The organism is Flavobacterium sp. FlaQc-49 (genome assembly GCF_044005985.1).
GTDB classification, from domain to species: domain Bacteria; phylum Bacteroidota; class Bacteroidia; order Flavobacteriales; family Flavobacteriaceae; genus Flavobacterium; species Flavobacterium cupriresistens.
This window is the reverse complement of sequence record NZ_JBIPCS010000002.1, coordinates 72,810-91,401: the sequence shown is the minus strand read 5'-3', so window position 1 is coordinate 91,401 and position 18,592 is coordinate 72,810. Positions and strand designations below refer to the sequence as shown.

The following is an 18,592-nucleotide window of genomic DNA, read 5'->3' as shown; positions in this document are numbered from 1 at the left end:
GTTTTGGATTTCTTTTCTGATTGGGAATAATATGGTATTCTTTAATCGAATCTTTTTTTTCAATAAATCACTGCTTCATTTTTCAACCTTAATGTTGGTTTACTTAATCCATTTTACTCGCTTTAAACCTTATAAAACGCTTTAAAAATTTCACCTATTAACTTAATTTTAAGAATAGTACCTAACGAAATTATAGATTATATTTTTATTAAACAAGAAAAAACATGAAAAATGTGCTCGAACACATTAAATTAATGTTCTCGAACACATAAATAGTTGCAAATTGTAATTATTAACTTAAAATGATGTGATTTGTATAAAATGTTTTGATTTTAAAAAGATTTATTAGTTTGAGTATTTCTAATGTTAAATTGCTATAACTTATTATATCATTAGTGTTTGTGTGAAAATGCTGAATATTTTATATTGTATAGTCTTGTGTTATGCACGATAAAGAGACTTGTGTTTTTGCAAAAAAGGGGTTTCAAAAAAGCTTTTTTACGTTTAAATTTCTAGTTTAGAAAACTATGTTGGAATTGATATAAATAAGGGATCATTTTTGATGCTATTTTCAATTTTTAGAAAAGTGAAAATTAACAAAAAATTAAGAATTAAGTTTTTGGAAGAATATCAAGTGGTTTTGGCAAAAAAAGAATAGAAAATTTCTAAGGAGTTTACGGGATTAATATTCTTTTAAAGAGATGAAGTTGAAGTGATGTGAAATGTAGAATGTTGTAGTGTGAAATGTAAAGTGTAAGATAATGAAAGAGGATGTGTTGATTTAGGGTAATGAAGAGCCGTTGTTTTTTATTAAACCATAAAAGTGTTTAAGAAAACAGAAGTATCGCTTAAATGGACTTACATTACCTCATAACTTCTGTCATCTCGAGCGAAGTCGAGAAATCGCACCAGAAACTCCGCACAGTTTGTCATCCTGAGGAGGCGTAATCAAGCGAGAAACTCCGTCCAGTTTATCATCCTGAGGAACGAAGGATCTACATTTGCTGAATCGATACCGTTGAGCTTGACTTTACGGAATTACTTGTGAAGATACTTCGTTCCTCCGTATGACAAAATTGTGGAAAATAGAAGCGGAGCACTTAGTGTGATTTCTCATTCTTCGAAATGACAAAAAAACAGAAGTACGATGTTATTATGGTTTTAAATTTTGCGCGTAACAATATTTAAGAAAATGTAGATACTGCTAAAATGGACTTACATTACCCCACAACTTCTGTCCTTTCGAGCGAAGTCGAGAAATCGCACCAGAAACTCCGTACAGTTTGTCATCCTGAGGAGGCGTAATCAAGCGAGAAACTCCGTACAGTTTGTCATCCTGAGGAACGAAGGATCTACGTTTGCTGAATCCATACCGTTGAGCTTCAGTTTATTGAATTACTTATAAAGATACTTCGTTCCTCACTATGACAAAATTGTGGAAAATAGAAGCGGAGCACCTAGTATGATTTCTCGACTTCGCTCGATATGACAAAAAACAGAAGTACGATGTTAATATGGTTTTAGATTTTGCGCGTAACAATATTTAAGAAAATGTAGATACTACTAAAATGAACTTACATTACTTATATGGTTTAAAACTTAACATCATGTATTTTTTATGAAATATAAAAACCGGCATTTTCGACATTGATAATGTCAATTGGTAGTAATACCGTTTCAGGAATTTCTTTGCTGTATAAAAAATGTTCTACTAAGGTGCTTACACCCAAATAGGCTTGTCTCTTTTGATTTTGATGAATTAAAAAGTGAACCAATCCCTGATTTAAGAAACTGACATTTTTTTCAACTAAATCGTATCCGATTAAGGCAATTTTTTTATTCTTTTGTTCGGCGAGTATCGAAGCAATTTCGTAAGCTTTGGAAGTGGTGATAAAAATTCCTTTCAGATTAGGATGTTCTTCTGTGAAATTTAAAAACTTACTTTCTACATTCGCATGTTTTAATTTTAAAGTGGTTAAGGAAAAGTTGGTTAGTTTTTTTTCATCAAAATAATTCCGGAAACCTTTTTCCTTTTCCTGCATGTGAACGGCATTTTTTAGACTCTCATCAATGTGCACAATCGCGATATGACCGTCTTCTAAAATCAAATTCATTAAACTGGCTGCAACACGACCGCTCTTGTATAAATCCTGCCCGACAAAACTTTTAATGGTATCAGACTCCACCTGGTTGTTAAACGTATTGACCATGATGTTTAACTCATCATATTGTTTTACAGCTTCTAAAGTCTCTTTGTGAAATAGGGGTGCTATCAAAACCGCTTCAGGTGCAATTTTGATCACCACATCATTGGTATTGATAAATGATTTTTTGCTTTCCGGATTAAAATAATGGATAGTGATATTGACATTGTAAGCTTTATACTCCTTTACCGCATCCTGGATTCCGTTTACGCACGGAAGCCAATAGGAATCTATTTTAGGATCAGGTAGTAAAACACAGATGCGATAAATTTTATTATTTTTTAAATTTCTCGCAATAAGGTTGGGTTCATAGTCAATTACCTTTAAGACTTCGTTTATCTTTTCAAGTGCTGCAGGAGAGACCTTTCCTCTTTTGTGTAATACACGATCAACAGTTCCTTTAGAAACTCCGGCCATGTTTGCAATATCCTTAATAGTGTATTTCTTATCCATATTAGCAAATATATAAATTTGATTTAATTATTTGAGTATATAGTTTAAGGAAATATTAAAATGTGCTCGAGAACATTTTTAAGTGTGTTCGAGCACATTTTTTTGTTTTTTCTTGTTTTATCAAAAAATAATCTATAGTTTCGTAGAATCAAAACCCGAAATCAGAGCCGAATTTATAATCAAGTAATACTGTATTTTTTTGAAATTCAGTATTTTAATATCATATATGTAAGTGAAAAGAATCATATCATCAGCACCAGGAAGAACATGTCTTTTTGGAGACCATCAGGATTATTTAGGATTACCTGTTATAGCCTGCGCCATCAATAGAAAAATTAGCCTAACGGCAGAACAAAACGGTAGAGAAACATTTGTTCTTAATATGGTTGATATTGACGAAGTTAGAGTGATTGCTATAGATGCCGCTTTTACGACGTTGGAACCACGTGATTATTTTGCTTCCTCGCTGCGGGTCTTGCGCAGATACGGCTGTATACCAACAGTTGGTTACGATATCACGATAACAGGAGATATTCCGATCAATTCGGGAACGTCAAGTTCATCGGCTTTGTTGATGGCTTGGATTCGTTTTTTAATTGCAGCTTTCGGAGTTGATGATGAGGTTACTCCTGAGTTTATCTCAAAAATCGGATACGAATCAGAAGTATTGGAGCACAGAGAGCCGGGTGGAATGATGGATCATTTTAGCATTGGTGTTGGCAATATAGTGTATATCAATACAAAAGATCCTTTTTCTTATAAAGTTATCGGGGCTGAATTAAAAGGTCTGATTACCGGAGTTTCCGGGGTTCCAAAAGAGACCATCGGTTTGTTAGGGGACTTAAAAGGGAATGCTTTAATGGCTATTGATGTGGTGAAGCAAAATTTTCCCGATTTTGATTTATATACTGCTGAAATTGAAGATATAGACCGATACAGAAATTGTCTTCCCGATCGGTTAATTCCGTTTTTTGAAGCGGCGATTAAAAATTATCATTATACCAAAGAAGCCTTAAAAGAGTTCGAAAAACCTGTTTTGGATCTTAAAAAGATAGGTTCTTTAATGAATGATCATCATGCCGTTTTGCGTGATTTATTGAAAATTACTGTTCCAAGAATTGATGACATGGTAAATGCAGCTTTGAAAGCAGGTGCATACGGAGCTAAAATCGTTGGTTCAGGCGGTGGCGGAAGTATTGTAGTTATTGCCGATCCTAAAGTGGAAAATCTGGTTATTGAGGCCATTTTAAAAGCCGGAGCAGAGGAGGCTTACGCTGTAAATGTAGATGCTGGCGTAAGAATTTTAGAAAATATTGAAATTTAAAAAAATAAGATGCACAACAATTTAGTTATTCTTGCCGGAGGAGCTTCTTCCCGCATGAAAAAAGAAGCGATTACCACTAATTTATCGCCGGAAGAAATAGCACAGGCAAACGAAAGAAGTAAAGGTTTGATCGGAGTAGGAGCCAGTGGAAGACCGCTATTGGATTATCTTTTGTTGAATGCAAAAAAAGCAGGGTACCAAAATATTTACATTATTATCGGAGAACAGGGAGGTTTGTTTAAAGAGTTTTACGGAAGTGAAATGAAGAATAATGATTTTCATGGACTCAACATCTCATTCGCTGTACAGTATATTCCGGAAGGAAGAGAAAAACCGTTTGGTACTGCTGATGCTTTGTTTCAGGCTGTTGAGCAATATCCGGAATTAAATACACAACAGTATTCCGTTTGTAACAGTGATAACCTGTATTCAGCTGCCGCTTTATTGGCACTTCGTGAAACCGAAAGTCCAAATGCTTTTATTAGTTACGATCGTGATGCTTTGGCGTTTCCAATAGAACGAATTTCACGTTTTGCGATCGCGAAACTGGATAAAAACAATCAATTGTTGGATATTTTAGAAAAACCTACGGCTGATGTTTTAGAAGAATATAAAGATGTTGACGGGAAAATCAGAGTGAGTATGAATGCTTTTAAATTTAATGGCGCAACCTTATATACGCATCTTAAAAACTGTCCGGTTCATCCCGAAAGAGACGAGAAAGAATTGCCAACGGTACTTTTGAACTCCGTTAAAGAAAATCCGGGTACAACAATTGGTATCGCATTTTCTGAGCATGTACCTGATTTAACCGCAAAAGAAGATATTGCAGACGTAAAGGAATACCTTCAAAAATATTACCCTGACCTAAATTGGGAAACAAAAAATTAACAAAATTTTCATATCTGAATTAGGAATAAGACCAACTTATTGTATTACTTTTGTTTTGCAAAAAAAATGCAAAACATTTGCGTAAAAACCGCAATAAGTAATTTAGTGTTGATTCTACTTTAGATTTGAAATCAAAATCTTTTTAACAATCAACCAAAAATAGTATGTCAAACATTGAAAATGCAGTCCGTTTAGAGAGAGGGAATCCGGTTATTCCGATGGTTATTTTAACCTTATTGTTTTTTATTCTAGGTTTTGTTACCTGGCTTAACGGGCCTTTAATTCCATTTTTCGAATTGGCCTGTGAGTTATCCTCTTCACAAGCTTATTTTGTGACTTTTGCTTTTTATATTGCCTATTTTGTGATGGCAATTCCATCCTCTTGGATTATCGAAAAAGTAGGGTATAAAAATGGTATTTCTTTAGGATTATTGATCATTGCAGCCGGTGCATTTATGTTTTATCCCGCTGCGTCAAGCCGTACTTTTTTGCTGTTTTTAATTGCATTATTTGTGATGGGAACAGGCTTAGCTGTTTTGCAAACTGCCTCTAATCCGTATGTTGTCGTTATAGGTCCTCGTGAAAGTGCTGCGGCAAGAATCAGTGTTCTGGGAATTGCAAACAAACTGGCCGGATTTGTGGCTCCGATTGTATTAACAGCCTTGGTTTTATCAAACATGCAGGATTTTACTGCCGATAAGATTGCGTTGTTAGATGAAGCATCAAAAACTGCTGCCTTAAATTCACTTGCACTACAATTGCAAAGACCTTATCTTTATATGGGGTTGATCATTATGGTTTTAGCGTTGTTGGTTAAGTTTTCTCCGCTTCCTGAGATTGATTTGGATGAAGACGGAAATGTAACAAATTTGAGTATTTTTCAGCAAATAAAAAACGCATTTAAGTACCCGCAATTGGTTTTAGGTGTTGTAACTTTGATGCTGTACATATCAGCGGAAGTTTTGGCCGGTGATTCAATAGGTGGTTTCGGAAAACAATTAGGAGTTTATGGCGATGAAGGGAACTTTTATTTGAAATTAACCTCATTCACTATGTCATTTATGGTAGTGGGTTATGTATTGGGAATCACATTAATTCCAAAATATCTTTCGCAGGTTACAGCTTTAAAAGCTTCGGGATTTTTAGGTTTAATTTTGGTTTTAGCGATTGTATTAATCTCTCCAAAGTTAATGATTCAGTTGCCCGGAATTCCAAATTTACCGATTGTAATTCTTTTGGTAGCCTTACTTGGATTGGCAAATGCACTTTGTTGGCCGGCAATTTGGCCAATGGCCCTTCAGGATTTAGGAGGTTATACTAAAATTGCAAGTGCAATTTTGATTATGGGAATTATTGGTGGTGCTGTTTTTCCGCTGTTTTATGGGATGATTGTGGAGCACGTAAATACATCAAATATTGAAAATGGAGTAGCGTTAACTTCAAAAAGCGGGAATCAAATTGCTTATTTAATATTATTGCCTTCGTATTTAATGATTCTTTTTTATGCAATAAAAGGTCATAAATACAGAAGTTGGAAGATTTAGAATCAGGAATAAAAAAAGATATATATCATGTTAAAAAGTAAAATAGACAAAGCAACAGGCTTCGAAAAACGATTTGAAAACATCAATACAGTAGTTTTTGAAAATTCTAATGAGGCTTCTAAAGCGGTTGCTCAGGAAATTGCAGCTTTAATTCAATCCAAACAAAAAGAAAACAAACCTTGTATTTTAGGTCTGGCAACCGGTTCTTCTCCAAAAGGATTGTATGCAGAGTTAGTACGTCTTCATAAAGAGGAAGGTTTGAGTTTTAAAAACGTAATTAGTTTTAATTTGGATGAATATTATCCAATGGAACCTAATTCTATCAACAGTTATGTTCGTTTTATGAAAGAATTACTGTTTGACCATGTCGATATTTTACCTGAAAACTTCCACGTTCCCGATGGACTTTTAACCAAAGAACAAATTGCAGATTACTGCCACGATTACGAAGCTAAAATTGAAGCTTTAGGTGGAATCGATTTACAGATTCTTGGAATTGGAGGAAACGGACATATTGGTTTTAACGAATCGGGTTCACTTCAAAACTCTAAAACGCGTTTGGTAGCTTTAGACCATATTACAAGAGTTGCCGCAAGTAAAGATTTTTCCGGTTTAAGTAATACACCTAGAACTGCAATCACACTTGGAGTTAAAAAAATCATGGAAGCCAAACAAGTTATTTTGATGGCTTGGGGTGAAGGAAAATCCAATGTGATCAAAAAATCAGTTGAAGATGAGGTGACCAATCAGATTCCGGCTTCGTTTTTACAGGAGCACAATAATGCTGTTTTTGTTTTAGACAAAGAAGCGTCTTCAAAACTAACCCGAATCAACAGACCTTGGTTGGTAGAAAAAGTAACCTGGAGTGATAAACTAATCCGCAAAGCCGTTTTAGGATTGGCACTTGATCTTAAAAAACCAATTTTAATGCTTACCGATGCCGATTATATCGAAAACGGTATGAGTGATTTATTGGCCGATTCAGGTCCTGCTTATGATATTAACATTAAGATTTTCAATAAATTACAAAATACAATTACAGGTTGGCCAGGTGGAAAACCAAATGCGGATGATGCTAACCGTCCTGAAAGAGCGGAACCAGCCAGAAAACGTGTATTGCTTTTCAGTCCACACCCTGATGATGATATTATCAGTATGGGAGGAACGTTTATGCGTTTGCAAGAGCAAGGTCATGAAGTGCACGTAGCCTACCAGACTTCAGGAAATATTGCCGTTGCCGATGATGAAGCCTTGCGTTTTGCAAGTTTCGTAATTGATTACAATGAGAAATTCGGAATCAAAAGCCCGGAAGCTGATGCGATTTATGAAAAAGCAGTTAACTTCTTAAAAAATAAAAAGAACAGCGAAATTGACATCCCTGAAGTACGTTATATCAAAGGACTAATCAGAAAAGGAGAAGCAAGAGCAACAAGTCATTTTGTTGGTTTAACAGACGATCAGATTCATTTTATGGAGCTTCCATTTTATGAAACGGGTACTATCGAGAAAAAACCAATCGGACAAGAAGACATTCAATTGACGATGGATTTAATTGAAAAAATTAAACCACATCAAATCTATGCTGCAGGAGATTTAGCAGATCCGCACGGAACACACAAAGTATGTTTAGATGCTATTTTTGAAGCCGTGAAAGCCCTAAAACCAAAATCATTTATGGACGACTGTTGGTTATGGCTATACCGTGGTGCTTGGCAGGAATGGGGTATTGACGAAGTAGAAATGGCGGTACCTATGAGCCCGGATCAGGTTTTGGCAAAACGCCATGGAATCTTCAAACACCAATCACAAAAAGACGGTGTTGTTTTTCAGGGAACCGATGCCAGAGAATTTTGGCAAAGAGCTGAAGACCGAAACCACGAAACAGCAGCTTTGTATCAGCAATTAGGTCTAGCGACTTATGCGGCGATGGAAGCGTTTGTGAGATGGCATTACTAGGTAGAAGGTGCTAAGATTCTGAGCTGCTAAGGTTCTGAGTTTAGGAAAATTTTTAGCCACGGATTACACGAATTTTCGCGAATTTATTTTCGGGATAATTGGTGTGATTCGTGGCTTTTTTTTGCCACAGATTAAAAGGATTCTCACAGATTAAAAAAATCATTTTAATCCTTTTAATCTGTGGCAAAAAAATAAAAAATAAAAGTAACTTTGCACAATTAGAAGCAAGAAAAGAGAATGAGTCTATTCTTTTTTTCTTGCTTTTTTTTCTAGAAAAATGCAACAAGACAGTAAACTTCTCATAAAATTAGCCCATACCAAAATGCCTTTCGGAAAATACGAGGGACGTTACTTAATAGACTTGCCCGAGTATTATGTTGTTTGGTATCAAAATAAAGGTTTCCCGAAAGGAGAGCTGGGGCAACAACTACAACTGATCTATGAGCTAAAACTAAACGGATTAGAAGAGTTGATCCGTAATATCAAAAAGCAGTATCCTAAGCCTTTGAAGTAGTTTATGGGTTAGCTGCTAGAGCTATACTTGTATTTGTTTTTCAATTATCGAAGTTTTTTTAACGGAATTAATATACCACGATTTTGCTTACGCGAAGCGGTTAATTTATGCCTTGGTTTTGCTTTGTAGCGTTAGCGTTGTGAAAAATAAATAAAACAGGCTATTATAGAAAAATAATAGCACAATTGTTTCTTTTTGGTAACAGTCTTATTCGTAAAAACTTCATTATAATGTGAAGGAGGAAGATTATCAAGGTTTTAAAAGTGGTCTTCAGACGCATAAGAGAGTTTTTTTGAAATGTAAAGACTACAAAATTTTTAAATAAATTTTATTATTTGTAAGAAATATTTTATATATTTGAATAAATATTGAAATATCTCTATTATGAAAAATCTTAAAAAAATGAAATTTTCTGACATTACAGGAATGTTAGAGGCAGATGAAGCAAAGGGAATTTTGGGAGGAGGACCTATAAAGTATACTAACGACCAAGAAGCCCCAGGTGAAGCGGATAATATTGGAGGAAACGGTGGTTTTGGCTTGACAGGTTTTGGCCAAGGTGGTTTTGTTAGCGGGAGTGCTAATAATTTTTCTCAATTAGGCAGTTATGGTAATACTTCCTTTGGTGGGAATTACTCTAATTCAGGGGCTGGTGCAAATTCTGGTTCAGGAACAAATAATTTAAATTCTTCTACTTCTAATACCAATTATAATAATGATTGGTTTGTCAATGCTCAAGGCAATCTAAGTACTACAAGTGCAATTGCTATAGATCGTTATTTTCAATTTATTCGCGCAAATAATGGGATTGTAAATGCGAATCAAATAAATGCCTTCGTAAATAACGAAAAAACGGCAAGCGGACAGCAGCAAAATTTTATTCAGTATAATATTCAATTGCCGGGCACACGATTAGATAATGTTACTGTAGTGAATTATTACAAAGGGCCAAGTACAATAAAACAAGGTACTGTAATTGATAATATGACATTGCAAATTAATCTTTCCAATGGTCCAAGAAGCACAAGTACAACCAATACGACAAATTCAAATGCGTCTTGGTATGTAATGCCTATACATGGTAGTTCTTCAAAACCTTCACCTTTAGAAGCTGCATTACTATCGAAATCAGTTTATGGCGGTAAGGACACGGTTGGGCCTGATAAGCTTTTCGGATGGAAAGTTTCCAATGAAGTAAAAGGTATTAAATATAATGACCCTTCCTCAGGTTTTAAATCGCAATTATATGAAAGAATTACAGCTGGCAAAAAAGAATATTGCTATGTAACTGCTGGTACAGAATCTGAGATAGGAGATTATGCTGCGGACGTCTTACAAACAGCGGGGATTTCTCTGCAATATAAAGAATCTGTGGATAATGCTAAGGCATTAAAGGCTCTGTTTGGTGATGCATTATCTTTTTCAGGGCATTCTTTAGGCGGAGGTATGGCAGAAGCCAATGCCCGCGCTACGGGAGGAAGTGCTGTGACAATTAATGCGGCAGGATTGAGTTATTCAACAGCTTTACTTTTAGGAATAGGGTTCGTGTCAGATACGCATTCTTATATTATGACAAATGATCCTTTAAATATAGCGCAAATGGTGATACCGGGACTAACAACAGCGGGAGGGCAAAAACACTTTATTACACCAACCAGAACATCAGGGGGACACGGTGTAAATGAAATGGCAATAGAACTGGGTATAAAATCAAAGTGAGATGAAAAATATAATTATGTTATTTGTTATTGTCGCGTTTATACTAAGTTCATGCAATTGCAAGTGTACTAAAACTCATTTATCTAAAGACGAAAAAGAGTGGTTTTCGGCTTACAAAAAAGGGCAGCAAATAATTTTTAAAAGCAATCTGGGGAAATTGGACACGCTTTTTGTAGCGGATAAATATGAAACATATGATAATAAAGAATGTAATTGTTACGAAGTAGGTAATTTACAATACAATATGATGCATATTGACTTTAAGTCTAAAATTTGCCACAATGATTCCTATTGTGTTAGCGGAGTATCAATTAGTAAAGACGAAATAAATAAAAAGTCTTTTCCTACTTTTAATGTTTTTGGTCTATTTTATCCCGATGTTCAAGTAAAACCTATACCGACAGAAAGTTGGGTTGTCCTGAGAACATCTTTAAAAAAGTATACACATGTGTATGTTTTTGAAGACGGTATCAATGCAAAAAACTTTGGTAATAACTATCTAAAATCTTTTTACTGGGATAAAAGAGAAGGTTTAATACGTTACGATACAGGTGAAGGTGAGATATTCGAGCTGCTAAAAAAATAAACCACTTATGATTAATTTCCCCCACGAGTTTCAGCTCGATGCTAAAGATTGTGGTCCTGCCTGTATAAAAATTATTGCAAAATATTATGGCAGGTTTTATAGCCTGCCTTTTTTACGTGATTTATGTGGTATCACGCGCGAAGGGGTCAGTTTTTTAGATCTTAGCGATGCTTGTGAAGCAATTAGTTTGCGTACTAAAAGTGTTAAAGTTGATTTTAGTGTTTTGCAGACAATTCCATTGCCATGTATTGTACATTGGCAGGAGAGTCACTTTATTGTGGTTTATAAAATAACACAGAAACAAGTATATGTTTCAGATCCCGCAAAAGGGTTGTGTGAATATTCTTACGAGAGTTTTCAGGAAGACTGGTTAGAAGAATCAAAAGTGGGTGCTGTTTTAGCTATAGAGCCCATGGCGGATTTTAAACAACGCTCTATAAATGATAAATTGGAACGCAGAAAAACATTGGAGAATTTTCTGGGGTACTTTACACCTTACAAAAAGAGTTTTGTAAACCTGTTTGTGGTGATGCTTATAGTAACATTGTTACAGGCCTTTTTACCCTTTATTTCAAAATCAGTTATCGATGTTGGAATTCAGACCAATGATTTAGATTTTATTGATCTTGTTTTAATCGCCAATATTACCATTATAGTGAGTATCTTATTGAGCAACATGATTCGCGATTGGATTTTGCTGCATCTTACTTCGCGAATAAACATCTCTTTGATATCAGATTATCTGATAAAATTAATGAAACTGCCTATTACTTTTTTTGAGAATAAGTTGATTGGAGATATTTTACAGCGAGCCCAAGATCATGAGCGTATTCGGGATTTTATAATGAACAATTCGCTCAATTTTATCTTCTCTATTCTTACCTTTTTTATATTCGGGATCATTCTGTTTGTTTACAGTCCGGTCTTGTGTTTGATTTATTTGATTGGCAGTACTTTATTTATCGGTTGGGTGGTCTTTTTTTTAAGATTCAGGAAAAAACTGGATTGGGAATATTTTGACGTCCACACAAAAAATCAGAGTTACTGGGTGGAGACCATTGGAAGTATTCAGGATATAAAAATCAATAATTACGAAAAGCAAAAAAGATGGAAATGGGAGGCTTTGCAAGTTCAGTTATTTAAGATTGACCAAAAAATACTGCGAATTACCAATGCACAAAATCTGGGAGCGCAATTTATTAATCAATTAACCAATTTAATGATTACGTTTTATTGTGCAAAAGCAGTGATAAAAGGTGACATTACATTTGGTGTAATGATTTCGACACAATTTATAATAGGGATGCTTAATGGTCCGATTATGCAGTTCATTTCTTTTGTTCAATCTGCTCAATATGCAAAAATTAGTTTTTTAAGGCTTAACGAAATACATGAATTAGAGGAAGAAGAAGAAAACGAGATTAATAACAGTATCAAACTTCCGGAAGATAAAAGCTTGCTCTTGCGAAATGTTAGTTTTCAGTACAGTAGAAATAGTCCTTATATTTTGACTAATATTTCAATATTGATTCCGGAGGGAAAAGTAACGGCGATTGTAGGAGATAGCGGTAGCGGTAAGACCACTTTGTTAAAACTTATTTTAAGATTGTATAAACCGACCCATGGTGAACTTTCTATGGGGAATCTTAATATTCAGAACGTTAATCTAAAACAATGGAGAGCAAGTTGCGGAGCGGTGATGCAGGACGGCAAAATTTTTAGCGATACGATTCAAAATAACATTGTCTTGGACGATGAGAATATTGATTATACAAGGTTGAAAAAAGCGGTAATGGTAGCCAATATAGCAGCAGAAATAGAAGCTATGCCCAAAGGATATCAAACGATGATGGGAGAAAACGGCAGAGGTTTAAGCGGAGGTCAGAAACAACGTGTTCTGATAGCAAGGGCTTTGTACAAAGATCCCGACTATTTGTTTTTTGATGAGGCAACGAATTCACTGGATGTTATAAATGAGCAAAAAATTGTGACAGCATTAGAAGAGATTTTTAAGAACAAAACAGTAATTGTGGTGGCACATCGATTGAGTACGATTCGTAAAGCAGATCAGATTATAGTGCTTAAAAATGGATTTATTAGTGAAATTGGAAATCACGATATGTTGATGACAAAAGAAGGTGGGCATTATTATGAATTGGTTAAAACGCAGACAGGAGATACTGTAAATGGATAATAAAGGATTTCATAAAACACTAAACTCAAATCGAACCGAAGAGGTAGCTTGGATTATTGAAAAAATGCCGACTAAATTCGGAATTTTAATCAGCTCAGTTGCTATAGGTTTGGTATTGCTATTGTTGCTTTTTGGCTGGTTTATAAAATATCCGGAAGTATTAATGGGTCAAATTGTAATAAATACAAGACAGGCTCCGGTCAAATTAGTTGCATCGACTCAAGGGAATATTATATTGTTAGAACATGCTTCCGGTGCTAATGTACATGCCGGAGAATACATTGCCTACATAAAAAATGAAGCCAATTTAGACGATGTTAAACTGTTGAAAAAAACACTCGATGATATAAATATTCATGAAGTCGATTTTCAAAAACACCGTCATTTATTTCCTGAAAATTTATCTTTAGGAGATGTAAATAATAAATACTATAACTTTTTAAATGCGCTGTATCAATATTTAGATTATACGAATCAACAGCCTTATGAGGTTCAAAAACAAATTAATAAAAAATTACTCGAGCTGCAGACAAAGAAATTTGAGCAGTTAAAAAATGATTTTAAAAGCCAAAAAATAAAACACGAAGTTTCACAGAGTCTTTTTCATAAAGATTCGACACTATATAGTAAAAATGTCACTTCCAAAGCAGATATAGAACGTTCTATTATAGCAAAAGCAAATAGTGAACTGGATTATAAAGCAATTGATAAAGAGATTAATAATACAGATTATCAAATCAATGAAGCTCATAATAAATCACAAGTAATTGCAATTGAAAAAACAGCTAAAGAAAGGGAATTGATTATTGGGTTATTTAATAGCTATTATGATTTAATCGATGCCATAAAAAAATGGGAACGGACGTATGTTTTTCTTTCCCCGATAAAAGGAAAAGTAGATTTTTTGAATTTTCTTAAAGACAACGATTATATTCAGTCCGGAGAAGAATTATTTAAAATAGTACCGGATAATAACCAAATAATAGGACAGGTTAATCTGCCTGAAAATGGCTCCGGTAAAGTGAAAATTGGACAAAGTGTTATAATTAAACTGAATAATTATCCTTATAATGAATATGGCTCGATTAAAGGTAAGGTAGTAAGGATATCACTTGCAACAAACCAGCAGGTTCTTTCTGATAATCAAAAGAAAATGAGTTCCTATCTGGTTGATGTAAATCTGCCCTACGGATTAAAAACGAATTATGATGTTGTATTAAACTTTCATGCTGAAGCTAAAGGGACAGCCGAAATCATAACAGAAGACAGGAGACTGATCGAACGTTTCTTTGATAATTTGAGATATAAATTAGAATAGAATTTCTCCCGAATAGTAGGAGCAATGTTTTTAACTTTAAATAAAAATAAGGGTTACTTATTCCGTATTTTAGATTTATAGTAAAGCAGGATTTAAGTGAGACCAATAAATTATTCAAAAATAAGTCGCTATAACATCTAAAATTAGGGATTACGGAAACAAGTAAACGATCTGTTTATAAATTTGCAAATTATCTCATTCGCTATTTGCCAAAATGTCCAATTAAATTTGTACTTTTGCCAAGTTTTTTACACAACTACAATACAAACAACAACAGAATGAATCAGACAAAATATATTTTTGTTACAGGTGGTGTGACTTCATCTTTAGGAAAAGGAATTATCGCGGCATCTTTGGCAAAATTGTTACAAGGAAGAGGGTATCGTACAACTATTCAGAAATTTGATCCATATATTAATGTGGATCCGGGTACGTTAAATCCATATGAGCATGGGGAATGTTATGTGACTGATGATGGTGCTGAAACCGATTTAGATTTAGGTCATTATGAGCGTTTTCTTAATGTTCCTACTTCTCAGGCGAATAATGTGACAACAGGAAGAGTATATCTTTCGGTTATTGAAAAAGAAAGAAGAGGAGAATTTTTAGGAAAAACAGTTCAGGTTGTTCCTCATATTACCAACGAAATCAAAGACAGAATGCAATTGCTGGGTAAATCCGGTGATTATGATATTGTTATTACTGAAATTGGTGGAACAGTTGGTGATATTGAATCACTACCTTATATAGAGTCTGTTCGTCAGTTGGTTTGGGAATTAGGTGAAAATAACGGAATCGTGATTCATTTAACATTAGTTCCATTTTTAGCTGCTGCAGGGGAGTTAAAGACAAAACCAACACAACACTCGGTAAAAACATTAATGGAGAGTGGTATCAAAGCCGATATCCTGGTTTGTAGAACCGAGCATGAATTGTCTCAGGAACTACGTCAAAAATTGGCATTGTTCTGTAATGTGAAAAAAGAAGCGGTTATTCAGTCTATTGATGCTTCAACGATATACGAAGTACCTAATTTAATGCTTGAAGAAGGATTAGATGTAGTGGCTTTGAAAAAATTAGATTTACCTAAAAAAGCACTGCCGGACCTTAAAAACTGGAATACTTTTTTACGCAGATTAAAAAATCCAAAACATACCGTAAACATCGGTTTGGTTGGGAAATATGTAGAAATGCAGGATTGTTACAAATCGATCTTAGAGGCGTTCATTCATGCCGGTGCTGCTAATGAAACCAAAGTAAATGTAATTTCTATTCATTCAGAACACATTAATGCGGACAATATTATAGAAAAACTAAAAGATCTTGATGGTGTTTTAGTTGCTCCTGGTTTTGGAGAAAGAGGTATAGAAGGAAAAATCGAAGCCGTTCGTTACGTACGTGAAAATAATATTCCGTTTTTTGGAATTTGTTTAGGTATGCAAATGTCAGTAATCGAATATTCAAGAAATATTTTAGGATACAAAGATGCGAATTCTACAGAGATGAACGATAAAACGTCACATCCTGTTGTAGATTTAATGGAAGAACAAAAAACAATTACAGATAAAGGTGGAACAATGCGTTTGGGAGCCTGGAAATGTGATATTAAACCAAATACGCTTGCACATAAAATTTACGGAGAAAAAACGATTTCAGAGCGTCACCGTCACCGTTATGAGTACAACAATAAATATGCTGAAGAATTACAAAAAGCAGGTTTATTGGCTTCAGGAGTTAATCCGGATACCGGTTTAGTGGAGATTGTGGAACTTGAAAATCACCCGTTTTTTATTGGGGTTCAATACCATCCGGAGTACAAAAGTACGGTTGCCAATCCACATCCGATTTTTGTAAACTTTGTAGCTGCTGCTGTAAATTCACATAAAAAACAATAATTAATATTCTGTAAGGTTGTAACGTTTGGATTAAACTCAAGACAAATAGCCTTTAACGAATAACCTTTTTTAAACTATAATGGAAGAAAAAAAATTTGACCTTAATTCAATCATTGGTTTTGTATTGATATTTGGAATTTTGATTTGGATTATGTACCAAAATCAACCTTCTGATAAGGAAATTGCTGCTGAAAAAGCCAAGAAAGAATTAGTTGCGAAACAAGAAGCTCAAGCTAAATCGGATAAAACTAAAACGGCAGTTTTGCCAGTTGCAGCAACAACTCCGGGCGATACAGTTCAATTAGCACAATTGCAAAAAACCTTAGGTAGTTTTGCTTACTCAGCGACACTTCCTTCTGCAAAGGAATCTTTTACAACAATCGAAAATGAGAAGATTAAACTAAAAATCGCTAATAAAGGGGGTTATATTGTTGAAGCTACTCTTAAAGAATTTGAAAAATTTCAAAAAGGTTCAAAACAATTAGTGGAATTAATCAAAGACAATAATTCTAATTTAAACATTCAGTTACAAACAACAGATAACAGAACTTTAAATTCGAAAGATTTGTTTTTTGAGCCAACACTAACTAAAGTTGGAGCAGATCAGATTTTAACAATGCGTTTGAAAGCTGGAGCGAACGAATTTTTAGAATACAAATACATTTTAAAACCAAACGAATATTTAGTTGGTTTTGATGTTCGTTCACAAGGTTTGAATAAGATTTTAAATTCGTCTAAGCCATTAGATTTAGTTTGGGATTTAAAATCATACAGAAACGAGAAAAGTATTTCTATCGAGAAGCGTTATGCGCAACTTGAATACGAATATGGAGATGAAAAATACAGTTCGGTAAGCGACGGTACAGCAAAAGAAGATACTCCTGAAAAAGTGAGTTATGTAGCTTTTAAGCAACACTTTTTTACGGCTATTTTGGAGAGTGATAAACCATTTGAGAAATCTAAATTACAATCTGATGCTTTAGTAAAAGATGAAAAAATAGATACTACTTTTATCAAACAATTTAAAGCAACAGTTCCTTTAGCTTTTTCTAATGGAGAAGTGGATTATAAAATGAGTTGGTATTTTGGACCAGCTGATTATAAAGTTTTAAAAGCATATGATAAAAACTTCGAAAAAATTATTCCACTAGGATGGGGGATTTTCGGATGGATTAATCAATGGATTTTCATTCCATTATTCGGATTCTTAAGCTCTTATATTGCTTATGGAATTGCGATTATCATTTTTACAATTATCATCAAATTGGCAATGTCGCCAATTACCTATAAGTCATTTTTGTCTCAGGCTAAGATGAAAGTTTTACGTCCGGAGATTACAGAGTTGGGAGAAAAATTCAAAAAAGACCCAATGAAGAAACAACAGGAAACGATGAAATTGTACAATAAAGCAGGGGTGAACCCAATGGCAGGATGTATTCCGGCATTGATTCAGCTTCCGTTTATGTATGCGTCATTCCAGTTCTTCCCATCTGCTTTTGAGTTAAGACAAAAAAGTTTCCTTTGGGCAGACGATTTATCATCATTTGATGCGGTTGTAAACTTACCATTCCACATTCCTTTATATGGAGATCATATCAGTTTGTTTCCAATTTTGGCTGCAATTGCGATTTTCTTCTATATGAAAATGACTTCAGGTGACCAACAAATGGCAGCTCCTCAACAAGAAGGTATGCCGGATATGGCGAAAATGATGAAAATCATGATTTACGTTTCGCCATTAATGATGTTAATTTTCTTCAATAGTTATGGTGCAGGATTGAGTTTGTATAACTTTATCTCTAACTTAATTACAATCGGAATTATGTTTGTAATTAAAAACTATATTGTGGATACAGATAAAATTCATGCTCAGATTCAGGAGAACAAGTTGAAAGAGCCTAAAAAGCAAAGTAAATTTCAACAACGTCTTCAGGAGGTAATGGAGCAACAAGAGGCCGCAAAAGGTCAGAATAAAAAGAAATAAGTACTAAAAA

12 protein-coding genes are annotated in these 18,592 nt (G+C 34.4%); 11 read left to right on the top strand and 1 reads right to left on the bottom strand.

All coding sequences use genetic code 11. From position 1 onward, the window contains the following. Nucleotides 1–1,616: 1,616 nt before the first annotated feature. Nucleotides 1,617–2,657: a LacI family DNA-binding transcriptional regulator gene (locus tag ACHRV3_RS03685; RefSeq protein WP_395433356.1), complete on the bottom strand. Its 1,041-nt coding sequence runs from the start codon at nt 2,655–2,657 to the stop codon at nt 1,617–1,619. Between the two features lie 232 nt (nt 2,658–2,889). Between ACHRV3_RS03685 and ACHRV3_RS03680 the strand changes: the two genes are divergently transcribed. The 11 genes from ACHRV3_RS03680 (at nt 2,890) to yidC (ending at nt 18,582) form a co-directional block, all read left to right on the top strand. Beyond that, complete coding sequence (locus ACHRV3_RS03680; RefSeq protein WP_230001317.1) at nt 2,890–3,981, top strand: mevalonate kinase; 1,092 nt, start codon at nt 2,890–2,892, stop codon at nt 3,979–3,981. A 9-nt stretch (nt 3,982–3,990) separates the two neighbouring features. Next, the gene (locus ACHRV3_RS03675) at nt 3,991–4,872 is read left to right on the top strand and encodes a sugar phosphate nucleotidyltransferase (protein WP_395425902.1); all 882 of its coding nucleotides are present in this window, start codon (nt 3,991–3,993) and stop codon (nt 4,870–4,872) included. Nucleotides 4,873–5,036: 164 nt separating this feature from the next. Then, entirely contained in the window at nt 5,037–6,416 is a 1,380-nt protein-coding gene (locus tag ACHRV3_RS03670; RefSeq protein WP_230001326.1) for a sugar MFS transporter, read from the top strand. A 27-nt stretch (nt 6,417–6,443) separates the two neighbouring features. Then, a complete protein-coding gene (gene nagB, locus ACHRV3_RS03665) occupies nt 6,444–8,372 on the top strand; it encodes a glucosamine-6-phosphate deaminase (protein WP_230001328.1) in 1,929 nt (642 codons plus the stop codon). Between the two features lie 277 nt (nt 8,373–8,649). Then, nucleotides 8,650–8,886: a DUF3820 family protein gene (locus ACHRV3_RS03660; RefSeq protein WP_047778819.1), complete on the top strand. Its 237-nt coding sequence runs from the start codon at nt 8,650–8,652 to the stop codon at nt 8,884–8,886. Nucleotides 8,887–9,270: 384 nt separating this feature from the next. Then, entirely contained in the window at nt 9,271–10,605 is a 1,335-nt protein-coding gene (locus ACHRV3_RS03655) for a hypothetical protein (RefSeq protein WP_395433355.1), read from the top strand. A 1-nt stretch (nt 10,606) separates the two neighbouring features. Beyond that, a complete protein-coding gene (locus ACHRV3_RS03650; RefSeq protein ID WP_395433354.1) occupies nt 10,607–11,191 on the top strand; it encodes a hypothetical protein in 585 nt (194 codons plus the stop codon). Nucleotides 11,192–11,198: 7 nt separating this feature from the next. Beyond that, nucleotides 11,199–13,385 (top strand): peptidase domain-containing ABC transporter, encoded by a 2,187-nt coding sequence (locus ACHRV3_RS03645; protein WP_395433352.1) that lies wholly within the window; start codon nt 11,199–11,201, stop codon nt 13,383–13,385. Beyond that, the gene (locus tag ACHRV3_RS03640; RefSeq protein WP_395433351.1) at nt 13,378–14,703 is read left to right on the top strand and encodes an HlyD family efflux transporter periplasmic adaptor subunit; all 1,326 of its coding nucleotides are present in this window, start codon (nt 13,378–13,380) and stop codon (nt 14,701–14,703) included. The genes ACHRV3_RS03645 and ACHRV3_RS03640 overlap by 8 nt, the downstream gene beginning before the upstream one ends. A 278-nt stretch (nt 14,704–14,981) precedes the next feature. Continuing rightward, nucleotides 14,982–16,598, top strand: a complete 1,617-nt coding sequence (locus ACHRV3_RS03635) for a CTP synthase (RefSeq protein ID WP_395433350.1) — start codon at nt 14,982–14,984, stop codon at nt 16,596–16,598. A 79-nt stretch (nt 16,599–16,677) separates the two neighbouring features. Continuing rightward, nucleotides 16,678–18,582 carry a membrane protein insertase YidC gene (yidC, locus tag ACHRV3_RS03630; protein WP_395433348.1) on the top strand — a complete coding sequence of 635 codons (1,905 nt, stop codon included), beginning with the start codon at nt 16,678–16,680 and terminating at the stop codon, nt 18,580–18,582. The last annotated feature ends 10 nt before the right edge of the window (nt 18,583–18,592 follow it).